Genomic DNA, 24,479 nt, shown 5'->3' with positions numbered 1-24,479 from the left:
GGGGTCAGTCGCCCTGCTTCACCTTCTGGGCGCCGACGATCTTCGTGAGGGCGTCGTCGTAGGTCTTCGCGGCCTGCTGCGGCGAGGCGTCACCCGTGATCACCGACTCGGTCGCCTGCTGCAGGGCGCTCGAGATCTGCGAGTAGTCCGGCGTCGCCGGACGGAAGTGGGTCACCTTCACGAGATCGACGAAGAACTTGAACGTCGGGTTGTAGCCGAGGTAGTCCTGCGAGGTCGCCACGTCGTCGCGCACGGCGATCTGGCTGTTCTCGGTGTCGTACTTGAGGGTGTTCTCCTTGTTGAGCGCCATCGAGATGAAGTCGAAGGCGGTCTTGGGGTGCTTCGTCTGCGAGCCGACGGCGAGGGTCCAGCCGCCCGACATCGAGGTCGCCCCGGGCTCGGCGCCGGTCTGCGTGGGCATCTTGGCCAGGCCCATGGTCTGCTGCCATGCAGGCCACGCGTGTTCGCCGGTCATCCAGCCGCCCGGGAGCCACGAGCCGTCGATCGCCATGGCGATCTTGCCCTGCGGGATCAGCTCGGTCGAGACACGGCTGCCGATGGTGGGGTCCAGCGCGAGGTCGAGCGGCGTGGCGAGGCCCTTGTCATAGAGCTCCTTGTAGAAGGACAGCGAGTCGGTCATGCCCTTCGAGCCGGTGATCCACTTCTGCGAATCATTGTCGTACAGCCGCCCCGAGAAACACCGTAGGAAGTGGTTTCTCGTCGTAGAAGAGGTTTCTCGCGGTCGCGGTCGCGGTCGCGATGGCGGTCGCCGCGGTGGCGGGCGGCGGGGTCGGGACGGGCGGGAGGCGTGGAAGGCGCCCGTCTGGGAGCATGAGGGGATGACCGAGTATTCGACGATCCTGGTCGAGACGCGCGGGCGCGTCGGCTGGATCACCCTCCACCGCCCCGAGGTGCTCAACGCCCTGAACTCGACGCTCGTGCGCGAGCTGGCGCAGGCGGCATCCGTCTTCGATGCCGACGACGGCATCGGATGCCTCGTGCTCACCGGGTCGGAGCGCGCCTTCGCCGCCGGTGCCGACATCAAGGAGATGGAGGGGAAGAGCTCCGTCGAGATGTCGCTGCACAACCCCTTCGCGCCCCTCGAAGAGTTCCGCAGGCTTCGGACACCCGTGATCGCGGCGGTCGCGGGCTACGCGCTCGGCGGCGGGTGCGAGCTCGCGATGGCCTGCGACATCATCCTCGCCGCCGACACCGCACGGTTCGGCCAGCCCGAGATCACACTGGGCATCATCCCGGGTCTCGGCGGCACGCAGCGCCTGCCCCGCGCGATCGGCGCGTACAAGGCGGCGGAGCTCGTCCTCACCGGGAGGACGATGGATGCCGCCGAAGCCGAGCGGTCGGGGCTCGTCTCGCGGATCGTCCCGTCCGCGGAGCTGCTCGACGAGGCCCAGCGGACGGCGGAGGTGATCGCGTCGAAGTCGCTGCCCGTCGTCTACGCGGCGAAAGAGGCGCTCCGTGTCTCGCAGGAGACCACGGCGAGCGAAGGGCTGCGCTTCGAGCGCCAGACGTTCACGTCGTTGTTCGCCCTCGACGACCAGAAGGAGGGCATGGCGGCGTTCCGCGAGAAGCGTGCGGCCGACTTCCGGCATCACTGAGATGTGAGACTCAGGGTCATGACTCGCGATACTCAGTCGCAACTTCTACAATGAGTCCCATCGCGAAGGAGAACCGATGAGAATCGTCGTGCTGGTCAAAGAAGTCCCCGACACCTATGGCGATCGCACGCTCGATCTCGAGACCGGCCTGGCCGATCGTGCCGCGTCCGACCGGGTGCTCGACGAGATCGGCGAACGTGCCCTCGAAGTCGCGCTGAGCTACGCCGACGCCCATCCGGGCACCGAGGTGGCCGTCGTCTCGATGGCATCCGACGCGGCGGCCGCCACGATCCGCAAGGCTCTCGCGATGGGCGCGGCATCGGCACTGCAGGTCGTCGACCCCGCACTCGCCGGCGCGGACCTCGGCGTGACCGCCGCCGTCCTCGCCGCGGCCGTCCGGCGCATCGGCTTCGATCTGGTCATCACCGGGAACCTCTCCACCGACGGCTCCGGAGGCGTCGTTCCGGCGATGCTCGCGGAGCACCTCGGGGTCGCGCAGGCCACCGCGCTGTCGTCCGTCGAGATCTCCGACTCGCAGGTGTCGGGCACCCGCGCGAGCGACGCCGGCGTCGCTCAGGTCACCGCGGATCTGCCGGCCGTGATCTCGATCACCGAAGCGCTGCCGGATGCCCGTTTCCCGAACTTCAAGGGCATCATGGCGGCCAAGAAGAAGCCGTTCGAGACCGTCGCGCTCGCCGACCTCGGCGTCGATGTCGACCCGGCATCCGCACCGCAGTCGATCATGACCGCGGTGAGCGCGAAGCCGCCACGGGGTGCGGGCGTGAAGATCGTGGACGAGGGCGACGCGGGCGATAGGCTCGCCGCGTATCTCATCGAGAACCGGCTGGCGTGAAGGGCGCGACCATGAGCGAACGTGCATCCGACCCGATTCTCGTCCTGCTGGACGTCACCCCCGACGGAACGCTGGCCTCGTCGTCCGCGGGGCTCCTCGGCGCCGCCGCGTCGATCGGCACTCCCGTCGCGGTCGTCGTCGCGCCCGAGGATGCCCATGCCGCACTCGCCGCGTCCGCGGGAGCGCTCGGCGCGGCGACCGTTCTCACTGCTGCTCTCGGCGACGCGGACCGGGTCGTCACGGTGCCGCTCGTCGACGCCCTCGTCGCGGCGGCGGCGCTCGTGCGCCCGGACGCCGTGCTCGTCTCGAACTCCATCGAGGGGCGCGACGCCGCAGCGCGGTTCGCGGTGCGCTCGCGGTCTGCTCTCGCCGTTGACGCCGTCGGCGTCGCCCGTGACGACCAGGGCGTGCTGGCGCAGCATTCCGTCTACGGCGGCGCCTACAACGCGACCAGCGCCCCCACCTTCGGGGCCCCCGTCATCACGGTGCGCCAGGGCGCCGTCGATGCGCGGGCCGACGCCGTCGACGAGCCGGAGGTCCTCGCGCTCGAGGTGACGCCCTCAGGCGCGCCCGCGGCGCGCGTCACCGGGTTCACAGCTGAGACGGCCGTCTCGTCGCGCCCCGAGCTGCGTGGCGCGGCGAAGGTCGTCTCGGGAGGGCGGGGGCTCGGCTCCGCCGAGAAGTTCGTGCTCGTCGAGCAGCTCGCCGACGCGCTGGGCGCCGCGGTCGGCGCCTCCCGTGCCGCCGTGGACGCCGGCTACATCCCGTACTCCCACCAGGTCGGACAGACCGGCGTCTCGGTCGCCCCGCAGCTGTATGTCGCGCTCGGAATATCGGGAGCGATCCAGCACAAGGCGGGAATGCAGACCGCCAAGACGATCGTCGCGATCAATAAGGACGGCGACGCGCCCATCTTCGAGATCGCGGATTACGGCATCGTGGGGGACGTGTTCCAGGTCGTTCCGCAACTGATCGCCGCGCTCGACGCGAAGAAGGCCTGATGGCGGGGCCGGATACGGGCTCGGAGTCCGGGCTGCGCCGCGGTCTGCCCCGCACGCCCGGCGGCGAGCCCTGGCCGCCCCCCGGGGTCGTTCCCGCGCGGGCCGTCGACACCCCGGGCGCAGGCGTGCACGAGCAGCCCTCCCCGTCGGCCCCTGCCGAGGCAGCCCCGGCCGCGGCGGTCCCGAGCACTCCGAGGCGCGAAACTGCGGGTGCGGCGGTGCCCGGCCCGCAGAACGGCGCCTCCGAATCGGATGCCGGTGCCCGGGCATCCGGCACCGTGCTGCGGCGAGGTCTGCCCCGGGTCGCCGGGGGAGAGCCCTGGCCGACGGTCGAGGGCGCCCTGGCCACCTCGGTCGAGGGTGCCCTGGCCACCTCGGCCGAGAGCGTCGCAGCCCCCTCCCCCGGGGTTCCGAAGCGCCAAACGGCGGGTGCGCCGGCACTTGACCCGCGAAACGACGCCTCTGATGTGGATGCCGCGGCGCCCGCCCCGGCATCCGACGCGCCCCTGCGCCGCGGGCTCCCGCGTGCCGCAGGAGGAGAGCCCTGGCCGCCGGAGGGGACGGCGGACGCCTCTGCGGAGCCGGCCGAAGCCGCTGCGAGGCGCCAAGATGTGGGTGCGCCCGTGCCCGACCCGCGAATCGGCGCCTCCGAACCCACAGTCGCGCCCGAGGCCGCGCCCGAACCCGATGCCGCGCCCGCGGCGCGGGTGAAAGCCCCGGCCCGGGGAGATGTCGTCAGGCCCGACGGGGAGGTGCGCCTGCCGTTGACCGTCCCACGGACGGTCTGGGCCGGGCGTGCGGCGTACCACCGTCCGGCGCCTGCCCCTGAGCCGCGACGGATCGGGCCGTTCACTCGTGCGCAGTGGATGGGAGCGATCGTCGTCGGAGGAGGCGGGCTGCTGTTCGCGGCGGCGATGGCCGTGCTGTTCGCGCGCTTCCTGTTGAGTCTCGACGCCCTCCGCGACTTCCTCACGACCTACCCCGGCGAGTATCACCTGCCCGCAGGCGCCCCCGTCGGCATCCCCGCCTGGCTCGGCTGGCAGCACTTCTTCAACGTCTTCCTCATGGTGCTGATCATCCGCACGGGACTCACCGTGCGGCGCGAGAAGCGTCCGGCCGTGTTCTGGACCCCGAGGCGCAACAAGAAGGGCAAGACCAGCCTCACGATCTGGTTCCACCAGGCGCTCGATCTGCTGTGGATCGTCAACGGGCTCGTCTTCGTCGTGCTGCTGTTCGTGACGGGGCAGTGGATGCGGATCGTGCCGACGAGCTGGGAGGTCTTCCCGAACGCTCTGAGCGCCGCGCTGCAGTACGTCTCCCTCGATTGGCCCACCGAGAACGGCTGGGTCAACTACAACGCGCTGCAGCAGCTCGCGTACTTCTCGACCGTGTTCGTCGCGGCGCCGCTCGCGATCGCCAGCGGCTTCCGCATGAGCGGGCTGTGGCCGAAGAAGAACGCGCGCCTGAGTGCGGCGATCCCCATCGACTGGGCGCGCAGAGTGCACTTCCCGACGATGCTCTTCTTCGTGGTGTTCATCGTCATCCACGTGGTGCTCGTGCTCGCCACCGGGGCCCTGCGCAACCTCAACCACATGTACGCCGCGCAAGGGTCGACCGATCCGACCGCCTACGCCGACAACTGGACCGGGTTCTGGCTGTTCGCGCTCTCGCTCGCCGTCATCGCCGCCGCATGGATCGCCGCACGACCGATGGTGATCGCGCCGGTCGCGCGCCTGTTCGGCACGGTCTCGTCGCGCTGAGCGGTGGCGCGCTGACGCTCAGCGGCGCGCCACGACGGGGTGGAGTCGTCTCGACGCGCACGGCGCCCCGCACCGTCGCGGCGCTGCAGTGCGCCACGGATGCCGGTGCGTGGGACGGTCAGCGGACGAAGCGGACCTCGGTCAGGGTCTCGCCGAGGAACGGCTCCGTGTGAGTGGCTCCGTCGAGAGTGAAGCCGTTGCGCGTGTAGAAGCGGTGCGCACGCGGATTGTCCTCCGCGACCCAGAGGTAGGCGGGCTCGCCGGCCTCGATGGCGGCGTCGAGCAGACGCTGGCCGGTGCCCGTGCCGTGGTACTGGTCGAGCAGGTAGATGAAGTAGAGCTCGCGTTCGCGGGGAGCGTCGCGGTCGCGCGCGGGGCCCGATCCGACGAAACCGATGATCTCGCCGTCGGCGAGCGCGGCGGACATCTTGAACTCCGGGCCTTGGGCGGCCCAGTGGGTCCACAGCTCGGCGAGCCGACGCGGAGAGACGTTCTCGAGCGCTGCCTTGCTGATGAGGTGGTCGTAGGTCTGGTGCCAGCATGCGGCGTGCACGCGGCCGAGGGCCTCGGCATCCACGTCTCTGACGGGGCGGACGACGATGTCGGCGGGGGCTGCTGTCTCGGGGGCGGCATCCATGGGGCCGACTCTACGTCCGGCCCGGACAATCGCGAAATCGCGCCGAAGGCCTCCGGTGGCCTCTGTGGAGGTATGGCGACTGACGCACCCGATCCGGGGGTCCGGCTGGAGGAATCCTCCAACCGATGCTGCGGCCCGCCCGCCCGTCCGAGTAGCATCCCCGGCGTGAATGTGTGGTGGCGGACTCTCCTGACGATCTGGCGTGCACGGGTGCTGCTGCGGCGCCACGGCACCCTGCCGCCGCACGCCGTCGGACGCATCCGGCTGCGGACGCTGCCGACCGACATCGACCTGCTGATGCACATGAACAACGGGCGCTATGCCTCGCTGTTCGACCTCGGCCGCTTCGATCTGCTCATCCGCACGGGGCTGTGGGATGCCATGAACGCGCACGGCTGGTATGCGGTGGTGGCCAGTGAGTCGGTGAGCTTCCGCAAGTCGCTGCAGCTGTGGCAGCGGTTCACGGTCGAATCGCGCCTGTACGGGCACGACGACAAGGCGGTCTACCAGATCCACCGTGCGGTCGTCGACGGCGAGGTGTACGCGGAGATGATCGTCCGGGCGCGGTTCCTGCGCAAGACCGGCGGGGTCGTCAACACGGAGGAGCTGTTCGACGCACTGGGGCGCCCCGACGACCTGCCTCCGCTGCCGGCCTGGATCCCGGACTGGGCGGCGGGGTCGGCTCTGCCGTCGACGAAGGCCCCGGCGCCGAGCCTCTGGGACTGAGGCCGTATCTCGGTCGCCGTGCATCCGCCGCCAGCCGCGCTCGCGTGGAACGCGTCGGCCCGTTAGCCTCGACGCGTGCCCTCGCTCCTTTCGCGCATCGCCCGGTTGTGGCTCGCGCGATGGCCGGCGCTGCTCGCCTGGATGCTCGCGGGCACCCTCGCGCACTTCCTGGTGCTGAAGCTCGCCGCCTGGGTCGGCGCGCGCACGGCGGTCGGGGGCATCCTGCTTCTTCCCGTCGCGGCACTCGCCCTGCTGGTCGCCTACGTCGCGATGTTCCTCGTCCTGCGCGACGGGATGCCGGGGCTGCGCACCGTCTCGCCGCTGCCGACCGACGGTGCCGAGCGCCGCTCGGCCTTCCTCGACAGCCTGCTCGGAGGCATCCTGCCCTTCGTCGCGTTCTATGCGGCGTGGGGCTTCATCCGGCAGGACGTGATCTCGTACACCAACGACGCCTTCGGCTGGCAGATCGCGTGGGGGCTGCGCGCCGCCGTCGAGGGCACCGCGTACGACCGCAGCGGCACGATCTCCGACCTCGGGATCAATCCGCTGACGATCGGGCTGCTGGCGATCGCGTTCGCAGGACGCTGGGCCTACAAGCGCTTCGGTGCGCGGCTGCCGCGCCGCGCGGGAACGGCACGGGTCGCGAGCGTGATCGCGGTCTACCTCGAGGCGCTCTGGGTCTACCTGGCCGCCTACCTGGTCACCGACCTCGTCGCCGTCGTGACGGGCTGGGTCCAGACCCGGCAGGGGACGGCCTGGCTCGCCGACCTGCGCGGGGGGATGACCGGGTGGCTCACGCCGCTCGGCTACGCGTGGGATGCCGTCGGGCTCGTCCTCACCGAAGCGGGCGGCATCGTGCTGCTGCCCCTCGCCTGGCTCACGATCGCGGGCGTCGTGTACGGCCAGGCCGTCAAGGCCGCCGCCCCCCAGCTCAGCGGTGTGCGCGAGGGCAGCCGTCTCGCGCGGGCCCGGGCGAGGTACGCGGCGATCCCCGGACGTGCGCGTCGTCGCATCTCGGACTATTGGGAGAGTCTCGTCGTCGGCCGCTTCCGGCCGGTCTGGGCGGCGATCGTGCTGATGTGGCGCGCGGGCCCGTTGCTCATCGCGGGATACGTGCTGCTGTTCGTGCTCGTCGGCTTCGGCCAGCAGTGGCTGCTCGTCGCAGGCTCGCGCGCCTTCGGGCCGCACGAGCTGCCCTCGTTCTGGGTGCCCGCATCGTTCGCGCTCGTCACCGTGGTGACCGTGCTGGTCGAGCCCGTGCGGATGAGCGTGATCGCTGCGACCTACGATGCGACCGTCGCGCGCCTCGTCCGCCGCGAGGACGCGGCTGCGTCAGCGGCTCACGGGGAACCGGAGGTTCGTGGCGATCTCGTCGTGGGACGGGTAGCCGGGGAAGACCACGGTGAGGTCCTTCGGGGCGTCTCCGGGGAGCAGCACGAGCGTCGTGAGGTCGAACGGGGCGCCTGACCCGCTCGGGTCGCCACCGGTGATGCACGACGACGAGTCGTCGGCATCGCGTGTCCAGCGCAGGTCCCGTGCCACCGCCCAGGTGCGCCCGGTCGCGGGGTCGACGACCGACGGCTCGCTGCAGCTGACCTGGCCCTGACCGGGAGTCACGCGCACGCGGACGACGACGGGGATGCTCCCGGCGGGCGCGCGCACCTCCGTCGCATCGACGGGTTCGAGGCGCGGTACGTCGAACGTCCAGTCGAGCACCTCGGCGCTCCGGCCGGGATCGAGGTCGCGCTGCGCGTCGCGCGAGAGTCCTCCCTGGATCTGGTCGAACGCCCAGACGCTCGTCGGCACCAGGATGACCAGTGCGACGAGCGCGAGCGCGTTGCGACGCCACCAGCGGCCGGTCACGGAGTCGTCCAGGAGGTGTCGGGGAGTGCCGTCGTCGTGTCGTGCGGCAGCGCGGTGAGATCGACGGCGAACTCGGCCACGGCGGCGCCGCGCTGATTCTGCCGCGGAGAGAGCGCGGGGAGCGGCGTGCCGAGGGACAGCTGCAGCGATGCGTTCGCGGCATCCGGGTCCGAGGCGATGTCGGCGGGCAGCTCGAACACGAGCGTGCCGGTACGCGGGATGCCGGTGTGCAGGCCGGAACCGCTCAGTGACGCGTCCACGTCGTAGGTCGCGACGCGCTCGCTCGCGAGGAACGTCCGGTCGCCGACGACCAGGTAGCCGAGCTTCAGCGACGCGGGCTCGCGGCGCACGAGCCAGGCGTCGAGACTGACCACGAGCCAGGTCCCGTCCGCGGACCACCCGCCTGTCGAGAGCCGGTCGGTGAGGCGCACGTCGTGCACGGTCACCCCGAGGTTGTCCGAAGTGACCGCTTCTCCCACCCGGGCGGTCACGGGGAAGGGGTCGTCGATCCGCTGCTCGCCGTCCGGTGTCTCGCCCGAGATGACCCACGCCGCGACGAGCATCGCGAGGGCGGCCACCCAGGTCAGCGCGCGCTTCACGAGCCGACCCCCGCGCCCACGTCGGCGAGGGGCAGCGTCACCTCGGCGGCGGGCGCGTAGTCGCCCCAGTCCTCGCCGACGTAGAGCATCTGGCCGACGACGAGAGATCCGTCCTCGAGAACGATCGTGACCTCCGAGGCATCCGCGTAGTCGGATCCGCGGACCACCCAGCTGAAGGCGACGAGTACCGGGACGTTCGGCTGCAGCCAGAACGGCGCGGTCTGGTCGTCTTCGCGCACGACCCCGTCGGCGGGTCGGGAGTCCGCGGCGAGCCGCACCGACTGCGCGAAGCCGGGCTGTGATCCCGAGGAGAGCGGCCGGGTCCAGAGGTTCTCCAGGCGCACGAGCACGACGAGGATGCGTTCGCCCTTCTCGCGGTCGGCGATCGCGCCCGAGCCGGGGAGGCGGTCGATCAACGCGGCGCGTTCGACCGTGACGTTCAGCTGGGCGCTGGTGTGCGTCTGGCCGTCCGACAGTTGCGCGAGCGGCTTCTCCTCGGCGGCGACCGGACTCAGGCCCCCGAAAACCGCCGTCACCGCGAGGAACAGAGTCGTTCCGATCGCGGCGAACCACTTCGTGGGCACTCGGTCGGTCGCCTTCCGCAGCCGCGTGAAGCGATCACGCGGCTCGGGGGCACCGGTGGGTGCGGCGGGCGGAATGGTCACCCGAACAGGGTAGGGGGCGACACGGTGCTGTGACGAGCCCGCGTCGTGACGGGACCGCGCACGGCGGGGCGGTGCATCCGTGCGTTTGCCGAATCGTACGTGCGCCTCGCCGTGTTGCGCGGACCACGGTGCAGGCTGGAGGAATGACCGACGGGACTGCGATGCCGAACTCTGCCGACGACGCGGTCACCGCCCGGGCGATCGCCCTGGCCGAGCGGTGGATCGCCGAAGAGTCGGGTGTCCCGGTCGACCCTGCGGCGGAGCGCCTCGCCGGCGTCCTGAAAGACCCGGACGGTCTGCCCTTCACGGTCGGCTTCGTCGACGGCGTCATGCGCCCCGAGTCGCTCACCGCCGCCGCCGCGAACCTGCAGCGCGTCGCGCCGCTCGTCCCCGGCTTCCTGCCGTGGTACCTGCGCGCCGCGGTCCGGGCCGGCGGTGCTCTCGCGCCGGTACTCCCCACCCCTGTCGTGCCCATCGCCCGGCGCGTGCTGCGCGAGATGGTGGGCCATCTGGTCGTCGACGCGCGACCGGACCGGCTCGGCCCCGCCCTCGCGACGCTCCGCGGGTCCGGCGCGCGGCTGAACCTCAACCTGCTCGGTGAGGCGGTGCTCGGCGAGGACGAGGCGCGGCGGCGTCTCGACGGCATCCACGACCTCATCCGTCGCGACGACGTCGACTACGTCTCGGTGAAGGTGTCGGCGATCGCGAGCCGCCTGTCGATGTGGGCGTTCGATCAGACCGTCGATCTCGTCGTCGAGCGCCTGATGCCCCTGTACCTCTCGGCGCTCGAACGGGGCACGTTCCTCAACCTCGACATGGAGGAGTATCGCGACCTCGACCTCACGATCGCGGTCTTCACCCGCCTGCTCGACGACGATCGCCTCGCGAGGCTCGAGGCGGGCATCGTGCTGCAGGCCTATCTCCCCGACGCGCTGCCCGCGCTGCGGCGGCTCACGGAGTGGGCGCAGCGGCGCGTCGACGACGGGGGTGCCCGCATCAAGGTCCGCCTGGTGAAGGGTGCGAACCTCGCGATGGAGCGGGTGGATGCCGCGATGCACGGCTGGGAGCTCGCGACGCACGCCTCGAAGCTCGACACGGATGCCTCGTACCTGCGCTGCCTGCACGAGGCGCTGGACGTGAAGCGCACCCGGGCCGTGCGCATCGGCGTGGCAGGCCACAATCTCTTCGACATCGCCTATGCGTGGGAGCTCGCGGGCGAGCGCGGGGTCCGCGACGACATCGAGTTCGAGATGCTGCTCGGCATGGCCCAGGGCCAGGTCGACGCGGTCGCGCGCGAGGTCGGGGGTGTGCTTCTCTACACCCCCGTGGTGCGGCCCGACGAGTTCGATGTGGCGATCAGCTACCTGGTGCGCCGGCTGGAGGAGAACGCCTCGAGCGAGAACTTCCTGTCCGCCGCGTTCGATCTCGCGTCCGATGCGGCGCTGCGTGAGCGGGAGCGCGAGCGGTTCGTCGCCTCGGTGGCCCGCGCGTCCGGCGCGGACCTGCCCGCGTCGGCGCGTCGACGTCAGGACCGCGCGGGCGAGGGGTCGACGGCACCGGACGATGCCTCCGGCGTCGACCGGGCCGACGCCTCCGACACCTCCGAGGCCGCGCCTCTCCTCACCATGCCGGAGACGGAGGATGCCTCGGACGGACCCGACCTCACCCAGGTGGTGCTGCAGATCGCGCAGGGTGAGGGCGACGGCGGCGGTCGCGCCGACATGTTCGGTGGGGAGGCATTCGTCGACACCGCGGTCTTCGCCGGCCGCGAGGAGAGATCCGCCGGGCGGCCCGAGGCGGGCGCTCCCGGATTCCACAACACCCCCGACTCCGACCCCTCGCTCCCCGGCAACCGTGCATGGGCGGCGCAGATCCTGGCCCGCGTCGAGGCCTCCGACGCCGGCATCCGGACGATCTCGGACGCCCGCGTGGACGACGAGACGCGGCTCGACGCGATCGTCGCCGATGTCCGCGCGGCCGGTGCCGCGTGGGGTGCGCGCTCGGCGGCGGAGCGGGCCGCCGTGCTGCGCTCCGCCGCCCGTACGCTCGAGGCCCGCCGTGGCGAGCTGATCGAGGTCGCCGCCGCTGAGACCGGCAAGGTGCTCGCCGAGGCCGACGTGGAGGTGAGCGAGGCGGTCGACTTCGCGAACTACTACGCGGCGACGGCGAAGGAGCTCGACCGCGTGGCCGGCGCCGTCTTCGTGCCGGCGCGGCTCACGGTCGTCGCCCCGCCGTGGAACTTCCCGCTCGCGATCCCCGCGGGTGGGGTGCTCGCCGCGCTCGCCGCGGGGTCGGGCGTCGTCCTCAAGCCGGCGCCGCAGGCGCGCCGGTGCGCCGCCGTCCTCGCCGATGCCCTGTGGGACGCGGGGGTGCCGCGAGATGTCCTCGCGCTCGTCGACCTCGACGAGGATGCCCTCGGTCGTCGGCTGATCGCCCACGACGGCGTCGACCGTGTGATCCTCACCGGGTCGTGGGAGACGGCGGCGCTCTTCCGGTCGTGGCGTCACGACCTGCGGCTGCTGGCGGAGACGAGCGGCAAGAACGCCATGATCGTGATGCCGTCGGCCGATCTCGATCTCGCGGCATCCGATCTCGTCAAGAGCGCGTTCGGCCACGCCGGGCAGAAGTGCTCGGCCGCATCGCTCGCGATCCTCGTCGGATCCGTCGCGCGGTCGGAGCGGTTCGCCCGCCAGCTGGTGGATGCCACCGAGTCGCTCCGGGTCGGCCTGCCGTCCGACCCGCGCAGCGAGGTCGGTCCCGTCATCGAACGGCCGCACGGCAGGCTCGCGTGGGCGCTGACCGAGCTCGACGACGGGGAGGAGTGGCTCGTCGAGCCTCGTCCGGTCGAGAGCGGTGCGCCGGGCGGCGGTGACGGACGCCTGTGGCGCCCCGGCATCCGCGTGGGAGTGCGTCCGGGCTCGCGTACGCATCTCGAGGAGTTCTTCGGGCCGATGCTGGGCGTGATCCATACGTCGTCGCTCGCCGACGCGATCGAGATCCAGAACGCGGTCGCCTACGGGCTCACGGCCGGGCTCCACACCCAGAACCCCGAAGACCTCGCGGTGTGGCTGACCGAGGTGCGCGCGGGCAACCTGTACGTCAATCGGGGGATCACCGGTGCGATCGTCCAACGCCAGCCGTTCGGCGGCTGGAAGCGGTCGGCGGTGGGCCCGGGTGCGAAGGCCGGCGGCCCGAACTACCTCGTCGGGCTCGGCTCGTGGCGTCCGTCCTCGCCGGGCCCGATCTCGTCGACGCTGCATCTGCGCGGGCTGGACTCGCGGATCACGGACCTCATCGAATCCGCCCAGCCCTCCCTCGAGTACGAGTCCTTCGAATGGCTCCGTCGCGGAGCGCTGTCGGACGCGGTCGCGTGGGATCGGGAGTTCGGTCGTGTCCGCGACGTCTCGCGGCTGGGCGTCGAGCGGAACCTGTTCCGCTACCGTCCGGTGGAGGTGGCCGTGCGGGCCGCGCGGGATGCCTCGTGGCACGAGCTGCTGCGCGTGGTCGTGGCCGGTGTGCGAGCCGGTGCGGGCTTCACGCTGAGCGCACCGTTGGGACTGCCCGCCGCCGTGCGCCATGCCCTCGGCGACCGCGATGTGCCGGTCTTCGTGGAGAGCGACGAGGAATGGATCGACCGGGTGCGGATCGTGGCGAGTGAGGACGACGGGGTGCGCGTGCGCCTGGTCGGGCCGGCGGCATCCGTCGCGGCACTGCGCTCGGCGGTGGGAGCGGCGACGAAGGGCGACCCGAGCATCGCGGTCTATGCCGAGCCGGTGACGACGGCCGGCCGGATCGAGCTTCTGCCGTTCCTCCACGAGCAGTCGATCTCGATCACCGCGCATCGCTTCGGCACGCCCGACCGCTGGAGCGAGGGCGTCATCTGACGCGTCCAAGAGAAAGAACTTATCTTTCTGGTTTCTGAAGGTCGTCGGAGTGACGATGAGGTTGGCGCATCTGGGGAGCGTCGACGGAGACCGGTTCCAGCGGCATACGCCTGTGGTCTCGCCGTCATGACACGCCGGGGGGAGTGTCGCTCTGGGGTTGGGGGTTCACTCGGCCCCAGAGCTCCCACCCCCGCGGGATGCATCCGGGTGCTCAGGCGGCTCGATCGGCGTCATGAACTCCCTGACCAGCGCACGGACACCGAGAGCGAACAGACTCCAGGTGCCCGTCGGCAGTTCATCGCCCTCCGCAACGTCGTAGCGGGGATGCTCGATGCCTTCCATCGCGCGCACCGCGAAGCCCTCGCCCATCGCCGCCATCGCCTCGGTGAAGTCCTCGAGGGTCAGCGGGGACTTCATCCGCAGCCCGTACGCGTCCATGAGGAACCCGTATAGCTCGGCGAACGCGGCGATGGACTCGCGGTGCCGCTCGGAGCTGGCCTCTTTCAGCTCGGGCCAGGTCTGCGCCGTCGTGCGCAGCGCGAGGGAGACGAGGAACTGCTGTGCGTCGGCCGCGTCGGCGGGGTCGTCGACATCGACCATGGCCGACCGCACGTGCGCCTCGGCGGCGGCACGGATGACTTCGTCGCCGGTGGCGCCGTTCGCGACGAGAGCCTCGACCGCGGCACGCGCGTAGTCGGCGGGACCGCTCAGGCGCAGACGCACCATCGCGACGGCGAGGTCGCGCTGGTAGTCGCTCTGGTCGGCCCAGAGCCGGTACGCGGCGCCGGTCGTGAGCCCCGCGTGCCGCAGGACGTCCTGCAGGCGGATGTGCTGAACGCCGGCCGAGACGCCGCGCTCGAGCAGCAACTGCATGCCCACCCGTAGCAGCAGTGCCCGCGTCTCGTCGCCGGTACGACGTCCCATACAAAAGAAATCTACTCACTTTGCGGGGATGCGGGCGCGAGATGTCCACAGAGGAGCGAGCGTGCGTCTGGCAGAATGGATGCCGGCGTGCCCGCCCCGACATTTCCTCGGCGATCCCGTGATCGCGAGTCGAAGTGCCGACGGGCCTCGGGACAGCGTCCGCCCCCCTCTGTGCGAACGAACAAGGAGTGAGGAGCGATCAGATGAGTCACCGCATCGCCCAGCCCCGCCGGTATCTGATGTGCCGGCCCGAGCATTTCACCGTCAGCTACCGCATCAACCCGTGGATGCAGCCGGAGCGGCCTACCGATACGGCGCGCGCTCTCGCGCAATGGCAGACGCTCCACGACACGTACGTGTCCCTCGGACACGAGGTGGAACTGATCGACCCCGTGCCGGGCCTTCCCGACATGGTGTACACCGCCAATGGCGGGTTCACCGTCGATGGACGCGCGCTCGGTGTGCGCTTCCGCGTCGACGAACGTCGTGGCGAGGAGCAGCCCTTCATGGACTGGTTCGCCGCCCACGGGTTCGAGGTCGTCGAGCCGATCGAGGTCCAAGAGGGCGAGGGCGACTTCCTGCTGGTGGGCGACACGATCCTCGCCGGAACCGGCTTCCGCTCGACCGGGCACAGCCATCGCGAGGTCGCGGACGTCTTCGGCCTCGAGGTGGTCTCGCTGAGGCTCGTCGATCCACGCTTCTACCATCTCGACACCGCGATCGCCGTGCTCGACCCCTCCTCCGGGGCGCCGACCGAACCCGGATCGGGTGCGGCGAGCATCGCCTACCTGCCGACGGCCTTCGACGACGCATCGCGCGAGGTGCTGGAGGAGCGTTTCCCGGACGCGATCCGGGTCTCGGATGCCGACGGTGCCGTGTTCGGCCTGAACGCGGCATCCGACGGCTGCAACGTCTTCATCTCGCCGCGCGCCACCGGCTTCGCCGAGCAGTTGCGCGAGCGCGGGTACCGCCCCGTCCCCGTCGATCTCTCCGAGCTGCTGCTCGGCGGGGGAGGCATCAAATGCTGCACGCTGGAACTGCGAGGAAAGCGATGACCGCACCCATCACCCCCGACGACCCGATGACGGCCGCGATCGCCGTCGCGGACGCGCACGTCGCCCACAACTACCACCCGCTGCCGGTCGTCGTGGCGCGCGCCGAGGGCGCGTGGGTGACGGATGTGGAGGGCAAGCGGTACCTCGACCTCCTCTCGGCGTACTCGGCGCTCAATTTCGGACACCGGCATCCCGCGCTTCTGGCCGCCGCCACCGAGCAGCTGGGTCGGGTGACCCTCACCAGTCGCGCGTTCCACAACGACCGGCTGGGCCCCTTCGCCGCGGCGCTGGCGGCGCTGTGCGGCAAGGAGCTCGTGCTGCCGATGAACACCGGCGCCGAAGCCGTCGAAACCGGGATCAAGCTGGCGCGGGCGTGGGCCTACCGCAGCAAGGGCGTCGCCGACGGGCGGGCGAAGATCATCGTCGCCGGCGGCAACTTCCACGGGCGGACGACGACGATCGTCGGCTTCAGCGACGACCCGCAGGCCCGTGACGGGTTCGGTCCGTTCGCGCCCGGGTTCGTGACGGTGCCGTTCGGGGATGCCGCAGCCGTCGCCGCCGCGATCGACGCCGACACCGCCGCGGTGCTCGTCGAGCCGATCCAGGGCGAGGCCGGCGTCATCGTCCCCCCGGAGGGGTACCTGCGGGCGCTCCGCGAGATCTGCGACCGGGAGAACGTCCTGTTCATCGCCGACGAGATCCAATCGGGGCTCGGCCGCGTCGGCACCACCTTCGCGTGCGAGCGCGAGGGAGTCGTGCCGGACGTCTATCTGCTCGGCAAGGCGCTCGGCGGAGGCATCGTGCCCCTGTCCGCCGTGGTCGCGGACAGGGACGTCCTCGGGGTGATCCGTCCGGGTGAGCACGGCTCGACGTTCGGCGGCAACCCGCTGGCCTGCGCCGTCGGGCTGCAGGTGGTCGAGATGCTCGCGTCGGGCGAGTTCCAGACCCGGGCGCAGGCCCTCGGCGAGCACCTCGCCGGAGCCCTCGACGCGCTCGTCGGGCACGGCGTCACCGCGACGCGGGTCGCGGGCCTGTGGGCAGGCGTCGACATCGACCCGGCGCACGGCTCCGGCCGCGAGGTCGCGGAGCGTCTGCTCGCCCGCGGCGTGCTCGTGAAGGACACCCACGGCCAGACGATCCGCATCGCCCCGCCGCTTGTCGTGCGCGCCACCGAGCTCGACTGGGCCGTGGAGCAGCTGCGGCTCGTCCTCGCCGCCTGATCAAGCGACGGTCACGGCGACGCTCGGCCAGCCGGTCGCCCCGTCCGGGGCGGGCGGCGCGGCATCCTGCGTCTGCGGCGTGCCGTCGACGCCGATCGCCCGGGCCGTCAGGGTGTGCCGCCCGGCGCTCGCCCGCCACGGCAGCGACCACTGCACCCAGGTGTCGTCCGAGATCGCGGTGGCGAGCGCGGCATCCTGCCATTCGCCGTCGTCGATGCGCACCTGCACGCCCCGCACGCCGACGTGCTGCTGCCAGGCGACGCCCGCGATGACCGTCTCGCCGGCCGTCACGGCCGCCCCGCGGCGGGGCACGTCGATGCGGCTCGCGAGCTTGATCGGTCCGCGCGCCGCCCAGCCGCGCGAGATCCAGTAGCCCTCGGCATCGGCGAATCGCGTCACCTCGAGGTCGGTCACCCACTTCGTCGCCGAGACGTAGCCGTAGAGCCCGGGTACGACCATCCGCACGGGGAAGCCGTGCGCGATCGGCAAGGGCTCACCGTTCATGCCGACGGCGAGGATCGCGTTGCGCTCGTCGGTGAGGGTCTCCAGAGGCGTGCCCGCCGTGAAACCGTCGGCCGAGGTGGAGAGGACCATGTCGGCGTCGGCGTGCACGCCGGCCTGCGCGAGCAGGTGCCGGATGGGGTAGCCGAGCCACCGGGCCGTGCCGACGAGGTCGCCGCCGACCTCGTTCGACACGCACGTGAGCGTCGTGACGCTCTCTTCCAGCGGCAGGGCGAGCAGCTCGTCCCAGCCGATCTCGACCTCGCGGTCGACGAGTCCGTGGATGCGCAGGCGCCAGGTCGCGGGATCGATCTGCGGCGGAGCGAGTGCCGTGTCGATGCGGTAGAAGTCGGCGGTGGGCGTGAGGACGGGGGCGAGTCCCGTGATGCCGAGGTCCGCCGTCGCCGGAACCACGACCGGAACGGGTGCCCGGGGGAGCGCGATCGCGGTGCGCACGGCATCGACGGCGCGGGAGCCGGCGCGCAGCGCCCAGCCGCCCGCGGCGGCGAGGAGCCCGGCCGCCGCCGCTCCGGTCGTCCAGACGAGGAACTCCCGGCGGCTCGCGTGGTGCCCCACGCCCTCGGACGGCGGCGGGGATGCCGGGACGGGGCCGGAGACCGGCGCCGGTGACGCGGTCGCGCGACGCAGGAGCAGGTGCAGGGCGAGGAGCGTCACGGCGGCGCCGACGACGGGTGGTGCCGCGGCGAGGGTGCTCGCATCAGCCCGCGAGACCGCAGCCCCCACGCCGAGCAGACCCGCGACGACGACGACCGTCTGCGCGCCGGCGACCGAACGGCGCGCGAGCAGGCCCGTTGCGGCGCCCACGAGCAGCAGCACGATCGCGACGGCCGCGATGAGCGCCGCCTTGTCGCCGGTGCCGAAAAGTGAGATCGCGAGGTCTTTGCCCCACGGCGGAGCCAGATCGATGAGAACCGATCCGACGGCCGCGACGGGGCTGCCGCCCACGAGCGCACCGACGAGCTCACCCAGACCCGCGCCGAGGGCGACGGATGCCACGCCCGCGAGGGCCCCGTCGGTGTGGAATGCTCGAATCGTCGGCGCCACATGCGAAGCCTAAGCCCGGCTGCGCCTGGGTGTGCCGATGACAGGGGGAGTCGTGATGAGCGAGCAGGTCCTGACGGTCCGCCGGCGCGCAGGTGCGAACGGTCCGGCGTTCGATCTGACGTTCGTGCGCTCGGGGCCGCGCACCGCGACGCCCGTCCTCGTGATCCCCGGCGGCCCCGGTCTCGCCTCCCTCGTGCCGTATCGCGGTCTCCGTCGGTGGGCGGCGCAGGGCGGCCTTGACCTGCTGATGGTCGAGCACCGCGGTGTCGGCCGGTCGCGCCACGACCTCGCCGGCCGCGATCTGCCGCTCACGGCGATGCGGATCGACCTCGTGCTCGACGACCTCGTCGCGGTGCTCGATCACGAGCGTGTCGACCGCGCCTTCGTCGTGGGATCCTCCTACGGCAGCTACCTCGCCGCCGCCCTCGCGGCGCGCCGCCCCGATCGCGTCGCGGGGCTCCTGCTGGATTCGGCGCTGCGCTCGCCGGCCGACATCGAGATCGAGCGACGGGCGCTGCGCGGGCTGTTCTGGGACGGCGGCGACCGGCTGTCGGCGGACATCCGCACGCTCGCCCGGCGTGGTGTCGACGAGCGCACGCTGCTCGACGTCGCACGCGCCGCGTACGAGCTCGGCGGTCGCGCGCTCGTCGAGCCGCTGGTGCGCCGTCGCGCCGAGGGGCGCAGCGGTCTCGCGTGGCGTGTGGCGAGCGCCTACGCGACGCGGGATGCCTCGATCGCGCGGATTCCCGGGGTGTACGAGTTCGACCTCGTCGGCGCGATCGGCTTCCGCGAGCTCGGTTACGGCGCACCCGCCGACGGCGGCCCGCTGGACCCGGCTCTCACCTACGCGCCTCTGGCCGACCGCTTCCCGGCGTTCGAGGGAGCGCCCGACGACTTCTCCGCCCTCCCGGCGTTCGACGGGCCGCTGGTCGCCCTCGCCGGCGACCGCGATCTGCGGACGCCGCCCGTCATCGCGGAGCGCGTGGTGGCATCCTCGCCCGGCGGGGTGCTCGTGCGCCTGCACAACGGACACAGCGCTCTCGACACGCACCCGATCGCCCTGCTGAACGCCGTGCGCCGCCTCGTCGCGGGTCGCCACCATCGGCTGCCCGCCGAGCAGGACGCTCTTGACCGGCTTCCGCTGCGCGGATGGTCGGCACGGCTTCCCGCCGTGCTCGGCGCGCTCGCCCGCATCGACGGGATTCTCCCCGACTGAGCTCCGGGGGACTCAGACCCGTCCCGCGTGCACGGCCTCGAGGGCGGCCGCATCGGCGACGCTCATGCCGTCGATCGGTTCTCCGTTCCAGACGATGTCGTCGCCGAGCGCCTTGAGGATCTCGGTGCGCGAACCGTGCTCGATCTTCGCCCCGTGGACGATCGATGCGGGGCTCCACAGCATGGCGAGCGAGTCGTGCCAGCCGGCATCGACGTCCCGCACGTGCAGCAGATCGTGCAGGGACGTCTTCAGGTGCGACAGGGGCTCGGTGAAGCAGTCGGCCAGCACGGCGAGCGTGATCTCGCGCTCGGTGCCCGGCGCGGCGACGACCGTCGTCTCGACCTCGCCGACGAGGGCGCGTGCGAAGCCCTCGGCCTCGAGCAGGATCACGCCGTTCGTCGGGCGGGGGTTGCATTCGATGATGCGCAGACCCTCGCCGGTGTCGATGAAGTCGAACGACAGCTGTCCGGTGAACGAGGGGTCCAGCCGGTCGACGATCCGCTGCGCGTAGGCGAGCGTGTCGGTGCTGTCGACGGCGAGGAAGGCGATCGCCGTGCTGTGGTGCCACTGCTCGGGGGCGGTGTAGGTGCAGTGCGCGGTCACCCGGCCGTCGACGATCGTGCTGTACGAGCAGACCATCGGCCCGTCGACGTACGGCTGGACGAGCCAGGGCTGATCGGGTGTGGGGACGCAGTCGTCGATCGAGACCGCACCGGCGAGCGGGCCCGTGTTGGTGAGCAGACCCACGCCGCCGCGGGAGAACGCGGCTCGGGCGAAGTACCGCGGAAAGCGCGCCGTGGCATCCTTCAGCTCGGCGGGGCTCGTGGCGACGACCGTTTCGGGGATCGGGACCCCGGCATCCTGCGCCAGTCGCTGGAAGCTGGCCTTGTCGTGCAGACGTGCGAGATCGGCGAAGCTGCCGGCGTACACGCGCACGCCGGCGGGCAGCTCGGCCGCGCGCGCGGCGAGGTAGAACACCTCCTCGAACGTGGGGATGATCAGCTCGATCCCGTGCTCGGCGACGTAGTCGGAGATCTCGGCGACGAAGGCATCCGTCGCGAACCGCGGCGACGAGGTCACCAGGTGACCGGCCAGGTAGGACGAGTGGCTTCCGACCGCGCCGCCGTAGGTGTCGCTGGCGTGGACCTCGTGCCCGAGGCTGCCGAGCTTGCGGACGATGTCCAGGGCGAACGTGTTGCGGGAGCTCGTGACCAGAACGCGCACAGGAGGCCTTTCGCCGGGGGTCGGTGGCCACAGCCTAACAACCGTGCGAGATCCGACACATCCGCGAAACACGGCCCGCACTAGGCTCGCTGCATGGGTGATCTCTTCGACGGATACGGCGCCGCGACGGCACCGCGAAAGACCGTGTCGGGGGTGCCGGCATTCGACGAGATGTTCGAGCACGCGGTGTCCTCCGGCGACTCCGCGCCCTCGCGTCCCGCGTACCGCGAGCTGTATCAGGCCCTCGCCCGGCTGACGCAGGAGGAGCTTCGCGGACGCACCGAATCGCTCGCCAGTTCGTATCTCGCCCAGGGCGTCACCTTCGACTTCGCGGGCGAGGAACGGCCGTTCCCGCTCGATGCCGTGCCGCGCGTCATCGAGTACGACGAGTGGAGCCGCGTCGAGAAGGGCGTGCAGCAGCGGGTCAAGGCGCTCGAAGCCTTCCTCGACGACGCCTACGGGCAGCAGCACTGCGTCCGCGACGGCGTGCTGCCGGCCGCGCTCATCGCTTCGAGCCAGTATTTCTACCGCCAGGCCGCCGGTGTCCACTCGGCCAACGGGGTGCGCATCCAGGTCGCCGGCATCGACCTCATCCGCGACGAGAACGGCGAGATGCGCGTGCTCGAAGACAACGTGCGCGTGCCCTCGGGGGTCAGCTACGTCATCTCGAACCGTCGGGTCATGGCGCAGACCCTTCCCGAACTGTTCCACTCCATGCGGGTGCAGCCGGTCGGGGAGTACCCCAACAAGCTGCTGCAGGCACTGCGCGCGTCGGCCCCGTCCGGGGTCGAAGACCCCAACGTCGTCGTGCTCACGCCGGGCGTCTACAACTCCGCGTACTTCGAGCACACGCTGCTCGCGCGACTGATGGGCATCGAGCTCGTCGAGGGGCGCGACCTGCAGTGCATCGGGGGCAAGGTGTTCATGCGCACGACGCGCGGGCTCAAGCGCGTCGACGTCATCTACCGCCGAGTGGACGACGACTTCCTCGACCCGCTGCAGTTCCGTGCCGACTCGATGCTCGGCGCCCCCGGGCTCATGCTCGCCGCGCGCCTGGGCAACGTCACGATCGCCAACGCGGTCGGCAACGGCGTCGCCGACGACAAGCTGCTGTACACCTACGTTCCCGACCTCATCCGCTACTACCTGTCCGAGGAGCCGTTGCTCAAGAACGTCGACACGTGGCGGCTCGAAGAGCCCGAGGCGCTGGAAGAGGTGCTCGACCGTCTCGACGAACTGGTCGTCAAGCCCGTCGACGGTTCGGGCGGCAAGGGACTCGTCGTCGGGCCGGATGCCTCGCCGGCCGAGCTCGAGACGCTGCGCGGAAAGCTCATCGCCGACCCGCGCGGATGGATCGCCCAGCCGGTCGTCATGCTCTCGACGATCCCGACCCTCGTCGAGGACGGCATGCGGCCGCGCCACGCCGACCTGAGGCCCTTCGCCGTCAACAACGGCGACGAGGTCTGGGTGCTGCCGGGCGGATTGACGCGGGTCGCGCTGCCCGAGGGGCAGCTCGTGGTCAACTCATCGCAGGGCGGTGGCTCGAAGGACACCTGGATCGTCGGTGGCGACGCGCCCCGCCGCGGTCCCCTCGGCATCCACGGGTCGGGCGGCCTCGCCGAGCTCGTGGCCGATCAGGCATCCGTCACCGAGGCGATCCCGATCATCTACGACGCGCAGGCACCGCAGGCGCACTCGCCGCAGGACCCGCCGCGGGCGCACTCCGAACAGCAGGAGCAGCAGCAACAGCAGCAGTCCGGACCGCCCGCCCCGGCGGGGGGCGTCCCACTTTCTGTCGCTTCGGCCAGCGGAAACCGACAGAGATCGGGACACGGTCCGCAGAAATCGGGACATGGCTCGCAGAGCGGGATGCAGGAGCGGGGTGAGGGATCGTGCTGAGCCGTATCGCCGAGAGCCTGTTCTGGATCGGGCGCTACATCGAGCGCAGCGACGGGACAGCGCGCATCCTCGACGTCCACCTGCAGCTTCTGCTCGAGGACCCCTGGATCGACGAAGACACCGCCTGCCGGTCGCTCATGGGAGTGATGGGGTCCTTCCCCTCCGATGAGACCGCGCGCGTCACCCGCGGCGACGTGCTGACCAGCCTCGCCGTCGATCGGACGAACCCGTCGAGCATCGCCTACGCCGTGCAGGCCTCCCGCGAGAACGCCCGGCGGGCCCGCGAGATCGTGTCGACGGAGCTCTGGGAGACGCTCAACACGACCTATTCGCGGATGCCGCGTCGCATCAACAACGAGAAGGTGCACGAGTTCTTCCAGTGGGTGCGCGAGCGGTCCGCGCTCGCCGTCGGGATCACCGACTCGTCCACGAGTCGTGACGAGGCGTGGCAGTTCCTGACCCTCGGCCGCTCGATCGAGCGCACCGACATGACGGCTCGGCTCCTTGCGACCAAGGCGCTCACCGAGGCATCTGGCCCGTCGTGGACCACGATCTTGCGTTCGTGCGGCGCTTACGAGGCGTACCTGCGCACCTACCGCGGCATGCCGAGCGCGGCCAACGCGGCGGAGTTCCTGCTGCTCGACCGGCTCTTCCCGCGCTCGGTGATCCACTCGATCACGCGGGCCGAGGAATGCATGCGTGCGATCGACCCCGCCACCGACCGCGTCGGCCACTCCAATACGGTCCTCCGTGCACTCGGCCGTATCCGCAACGATCTGGAGTACCGCCCCATCGACGAGATCCTCAGCGAGCTGCCCGAGCACATGGAGCGCGTGCAGAAGGTCACGCGACAGGCATCCGAGGCGATCCGCGATCGCTTCTTCCCCACCCATGCCGAGCCCAGCTGGATCGGAGAGACCTCATGATGCGCCTGCGGATCGAGCACGCGACCGGATTCTCGTACCGGGGCGAGGTCGGCGCCTCCTACAACGAGGCGCGCATGCTGCCGGGCGCGACCGACAGCCAGTTCGTGCTGAGCTCGCAGCTCGACATCGAGCCGTCGACGAGCGTCAACCACTACACCGATTACTTCGGCACGCGCGTGGCCGCGTTCGACGTGCTCGCGGGGCATTCCTCGCTCGCGATCACCGCGCGGTCGCTCGTCGAGGTGCGACCCCGACCGATCGAATCCGGTCATCTCGGCTGGAGCGACCTCGAGCGCGAGGCGAGTCGGTCCGTGGCGACGGTCGAGATGCTCGGGCAGACGGCGCGCACGGCCCCGCATCCCGAGGTCGCCGAGATCGCCCGGTCGATCGCGTCCCAGCACGACGACCCGTGCAGCGCGGCGCTCGCGATCGCGACGGCGATCGGGGATGCCATGCACTACGTCCCCGGCATCACCGGCGTCCACTCGACGGGAGCCGAGGCCTGGACCGAGCGCAAGGGCGTGTGCCAGGACATCACCCACATCACCCTCGGTGCCCTGCGCGAGGTCGGCATCCCGGCGCGGTACGTCTCGGGCTATCTGCACCCGAGTGCGCACCCCGAGGTCGGTGTCGCCGTGACGGGCGAGTCGCACGCCTGGGTCGAATGGTTCACGGGCGGATGGCAGGGGTTCGACCCCACCAATCGCGTCGAGATCGGCGACCGCCACGTCCTGGTGGGGCGAGGTCGCGACTACAACGACGTGCCGCCGCTGCGCGGTGTGTACGCCGGCCCTTTCAAGAGCGAACTGCACGTACGGGTGACGATCACGCGCGAGGCGTAGTCT

General features: G+C 71.3%; 20 protein-coding genes. 13 read left to right on the top strand and 7 right to left on the bottom strand.

All coding sequences use genetic code 11. The annotated features are described in order from the left end of the window. Positions 1 to 4: 4 nt before the first annotated feature. Complete coding sequence (locus JOE64_RS13305) at positions 5 to 895, bottom strand: extracellular solute-binding protein (RefSeq protein WP_204964687.1); 891 nt, start codon at positions 893 to 895, stop codon at positions 5 to 7. Between JOE64_RS13305 and JOE64_RS13300 the strand changes: the two genes are divergently transcribed. The 4 genes from JOE64_RS13300 to JOE64_RS13285 all read left to right on the top strand — a co-directional run bounded on the left by JOE64_RS13300 (position 840) and on the right by JOE64_RS13285 (position 5,230). Then, positions 840 to 1,616: an enoyl-CoA hydratase-related protein gene (locus tag JOE64_RS13300; RefSeq protein ID WP_204964686.1), complete on the top strand. Its 777-nt coding sequence runs from the start codon at positions 840 to 842 to the stop codon at positions 1,614 to 1,616. The two genes, JOE64_RS13305 and JOE64_RS13300, sit on opposite strands and share 56 nt — an antisense overlap. A 76-nt stretch (positions 1,617 to 1,692) precedes the next feature. After that, complete coding sequence (locus tag JOE64_RS13295) at positions 1,693 to 2,469, top strand: electron transfer flavoprotein subunit beta/FixA family protein (protein ID WP_204964685.1); 777 nt, start codon at positions 1,693 to 1,695, stop codon at positions 2,467 to 2,469. Positions 2,470 to 2,480: 11 nt separating this feature from the next. Further along, on the top strand, positions 2,481 to 3,470 hold the full coding sequence (locus JOE64_RS13290) for an electron transfer flavoprotein subunit alpha/FixB family protein (RefSeq protein ID WP_204964684.1): 990 nt from the start codon (positions 2,481 to 2,483) through the stop codon (positions 3,468 to 3,470). Beyond that, positions 3,470 to 5,230 (top strand): cytochrome b/b6 domain-containing protein, encoded by a 1,761-nt coding sequence (locus tag JOE64_RS13285; RefSeq protein ID WP_204964683.1) that lies wholly within the window; start codon positions 3,470 to 3,472, stop codon positions 5,228 to 5,230. The genes JOE64_RS13290 and JOE64_RS13285 overlap by 1 nt, the downstream gene beginning before the upstream one ends. 118 nt (positions 5,231 to 5,348) lie before the next feature. On the opposite strand, the gene JOE64_RS13280 is transcribed toward JOE64_RS13285, so the two are convergent. After that, the gene (locus JOE64_RS13280) at positions 5,349 to 5,867 is read right to left on the bottom strand and encodes a GNAT family N-acetyltransferase (protein ID WP_204964682.1); all 519 of its coding nucleotides are present in this window, start codon (positions 5,865 to 5,867) and stop codon (positions 5,349 to 5,351) included. A 165-nt stretch (positions 5,868 to 6,032) separates the two neighbouring features. Here JOE64_RS13280 and JOE64_RS13275 point away from each other — a divergent pair, with 165 nt between their 5' ends. Together JOE64_RS13275 and JOE64_RS13270 are read left to right on the top strand one after the other, a co-directional pair. Next, positions 6,033 to 6,593 (top strand): acyl-CoA thioesterase, encoded by a 561-nt coding sequence (locus JOE64_RS13275; protein WP_204964681.1) that lies wholly within the window; start codon positions 6,033 to 6,035, stop codon positions 6,591 to 6,593. A 75-nt stretch (positions 6,594 to 6,668) separates the two neighbouring features. After that, on the top strand, positions 6,669 to 8,060 hold the full coding sequence (locus JOE64_RS13270) for a hypothetical protein (RefSeq protein ID WP_204964680.1): 1,392 nt from the start codon (positions 6,669 to 6,671) through the stop codon (positions 8,058 to 8,060). 392 nt (positions 8,061 to 8,452) lie between these two features. Here the strand turns inward: JOE64_RS13270 and JOE64_RS13265 are convergent, their stop codons facing one another. Further along, entirely contained in the window at positions 8,453 to 9,055 is a 603-nt protein-coding gene (locus tag JOE64_RS13265) for a DUF4352 domain-containing protein (protein WP_204964679.1), read from the bottom strand. Continuing rightward, positions 9,052 to 9,720: a hypothetical protein gene (locus tag JOE64_RS13260; RefSeq protein ID WP_204964678.1), complete on the bottom strand. Its 669-nt coding sequence runs from the start codon at positions 9,718 to 9,720 to the stop codon at positions 9,052 to 9,054. Before JOE64_RS13260 ends, JOE64_RS13265 begins: the two co-directional genes overlap by 4 nt. 143 nt (positions 9,721 to 9,863) lie before the next feature. Between JOE64_RS13260 and JOE64_RS13255 the strand changes: the two genes are divergently transcribed. Next, positions 9,864 to 13,604 (top strand): bifunctional proline dehydrogenase/L-glutamate gamma-semialdehyde dehydrogenase, encoded by a 3,741-nt coding sequence (locus JOE64_RS13255; RefSeq protein ID WP_239531776.1) that lies wholly within the window; start codon positions 9,864 to 9,866, stop codon positions 13,602 to 13,604. 165 nt (positions 13,605 to 13,769) lie between these two features. On the opposite strand, the gene JOE64_RS13250 is transcribed toward JOE64_RS13255, so the two are convergent. Then, complete coding sequence (locus JOE64_RS13250; protein WP_204964677.1) at positions 13,770 to 14,528, bottom strand: TetR/AcrR family transcriptional regulator; 759 nt, start codon at positions 14,526 to 14,528, stop codon at positions 13,770 to 13,772. Positions 14,529 to 14,731: 203 nt separating this feature from the next. Between JOE64_RS13250 and ddaH the strand changes: the two genes are divergently transcribed. Next, positions 14,732 to 15,583 carry a dimethylargininase gene (gene ddaH / locus JOE64_RS13245; protein ID WP_204964676.1) on the top strand — a complete coding sequence of 284 codons (852 nt, stop codon included), beginning with the start codon at positions 14,732 to 14,734 and terminating at the stop codon, positions 15,581 to 15,583. Continuing rightward, positions 15,580 to 16,803 (top strand): ornithine--oxo-acid transaminase, encoded by a 1,224-nt coding sequence (gene rocD / locus JOE64_RS13240; protein WP_204964675.1) that lies wholly within the window; start codon positions 15,580 to 15,582, stop codon positions 16,801 to 16,803. Before ddaH ends, rocD begins: the two co-directional genes overlap by 4 nt. On the opposite strand, the gene JOE64_RS13235 is transcribed toward rocD, so the two are convergent. Beyond that, the gene (locus JOE64_RS13235; protein WP_271202489.1) at positions 16,804 to 18,369 is read right to left on the bottom strand and encodes a molybdopterin-dependent oxidoreductase; all 1,566 of its coding nucleotides are present in this window, start codon (positions 18,367 to 18,369) and stop codon (positions 16,804 to 16,806) included. Between the two features lie 55 nt (positions 18,370 to 18,424). On the opposite strand from JOE64_RS13235, the gene JOE64_RS13230 reads away from it, so the two are divergent. Further along, on the top strand, positions 18,425 to 19,585 hold the full coding sequence (locus JOE64_RS13230; RefSeq protein WP_204964674.1) for an alpha/beta fold hydrolase: 1,161 nt from the start codon (positions 18,425 to 18,427) through the stop codon (positions 19,583 to 19,585). 12 nt (positions 19,586 to 19,597) lie between these two features. On the opposite strand, the gene JOE64_RS13225 is transcribed toward JOE64_RS13230, so the two are convergent. Next, positions 19,598 to 20,809, bottom strand: coding sequence for an ATP-grasp domain-containing protein (locus JOE64_RS13225; RefSeq protein ID WP_204964673.1), 1,212 nt, complete (start codon positions 20,807 to 20,809; stop codon positions 19,598 to 19,600). A 93-nt stretch (positions 20,810 to 20,902) separates the two neighbouring features. Here JOE64_RS13225 and JOE64_RS13220 point away from each other — a divergent pair, with 93 nt between their 5' ends. From JOE64_RS13220 to JOE64_RS13210, 3 genes are read left to right on the top strand one after another with little or no spacing between them, the layout of a single operon-like run. Continuing rightward, the gene (locus JOE64_RS13220) at positions 20,903 to 22,708 is read left to right on the top strand and encodes a circularly permuted type 2 ATP-grasp protein (RefSeq protein WP_239531775.1); all 1,806 of its coding nucleotides are present in this window, start codon (positions 20,903 to 20,905) and stop codon (positions 22,706 to 22,708) included. Then, complete coding sequence (locus JOE64_RS13215) at positions 22,702 to 23,634, top strand: alpha-E domain-containing protein (protein WP_204964672.1); 933 nt, start codon at positions 22,702 to 22,704, stop codon at positions 23,632 to 23,634. The genes JOE64_RS13220 and JOE64_RS13215 overlap by 7 nt, the downstream gene beginning before the upstream one ends. Then, complete coding sequence (locus tag JOE64_RS13210; RefSeq protein WP_204964671.1) at positions 23,631 to 24,476, top strand: transglutaminase family protein; 846 nt, start codon at positions 23,631 to 23,633, stop codon at positions 24,474 to 24,476. Before JOE64_RS13215 ends, JOE64_RS13210 begins: the two co-directional genes overlap by 4 nt. Positions 24,477 to 24,479: the final 3 nt, after the last annotated feature.

This window comes from Microbacterium dextranolyticum (assembly GCF_016907295.1).
Taxonomy (GTDB): domain Bacteria; phylum Actinomycetota; class Actinomycetes; order Actinomycetales; family Microbacteriaceae; genus Microbacterium; species Microbacterium dextranolyticum.
Note: the sequence above shows the minus strand (reverse complement) of the source record. Positions and strands in the feature narration are given on the sequence as shown.

Excerpts from the sequence above, each read along its gene's own strand:
- JOE64_RS13210 (WP_204964671.1), top strand. The coding sequence starts at position 23,631 with ATGATGCGCCTGCGGATCGAGCACGCGACCGGATTCTCGTACCGGGGC.
- JOE64_RS13290 (WP_204964684.1), top strand. The coding sequence starts at position 2,481 with ATGAGCGAACGTGCATCCGACCCGATTCTCGTCCTGCTGGACGTCACC.
- JOE64_RS13300 (WP_204964686.1), top strand. The coding sequence starts at position 840 with ATGACCGAGTATTCGACGATCCTGGTCGAGACGCGCGGGCGCGTCGGC.
- JOE64_RS13230 (WP_204964674.1), top strand. The coding sequence starts at position 18,425 with ATGAGCGAGCAGGTCCTGACGGTCCGCCGGCGCGCAGGTGCGAACGGT.
- JOE64_RS13220 (WP_239531775.1), top strand. The coding sequence starts at position 20,903 with ATGGGTGATCTCTTCGACGGATACGGCGCCGCGACGGCACCGCGAAAG.
- rocD (WP_204964675.1), top strand. The coding sequence starts at position 15,580 with ATGACCGCACCCATCACCCCCGACGACCCGATGACGGCCGCGATCGCC.
- ddaH (WP_204964676.1), top strand. The coding sequence starts at position 14,732 with ATGAGTCACCGCATCGCCCAGCCCCGCCGGTATCTGATGTGCCGGCCC.
- JOE64_RS13285 (WP_204964683.1), top strand. The coding sequence starts at position 3,470 with ATGGCGGGGCCGGATACGGGCTCGGAGTCCGGGCTGCGCCGCGGTCTG.
- JOE64_RS13255 (WP_239531776.1), top strand. The coding sequence starts at position 9,864 with ATGACCGACGGGACTGCGATGCCGAACTCTGCCGACGACGCGGTCACC.
- JOE64_RS13250 (WP_204964677.1), bottom strand. The coding sequence starts at position 14,528 with ATGGGACGTCGTACCGGCGACGAGACGCGGGCACTGCTGCTACGGGTG.
- JOE64_RS13280 (WP_204964682.1), bottom strand. The coding sequence starts at position 5,867 with ATGGATGCCGCCCCCGAGACAGCAGCCCCCGCCGACATCGTCGTCCGC.
- JOE64_RS13295 (WP_204964685.1), top strand. The coding sequence starts at position 1,693 with ATGAGAATCGTCGTGCTGGTCAAAGAAGTCCCCGACACCTATGGCGAT.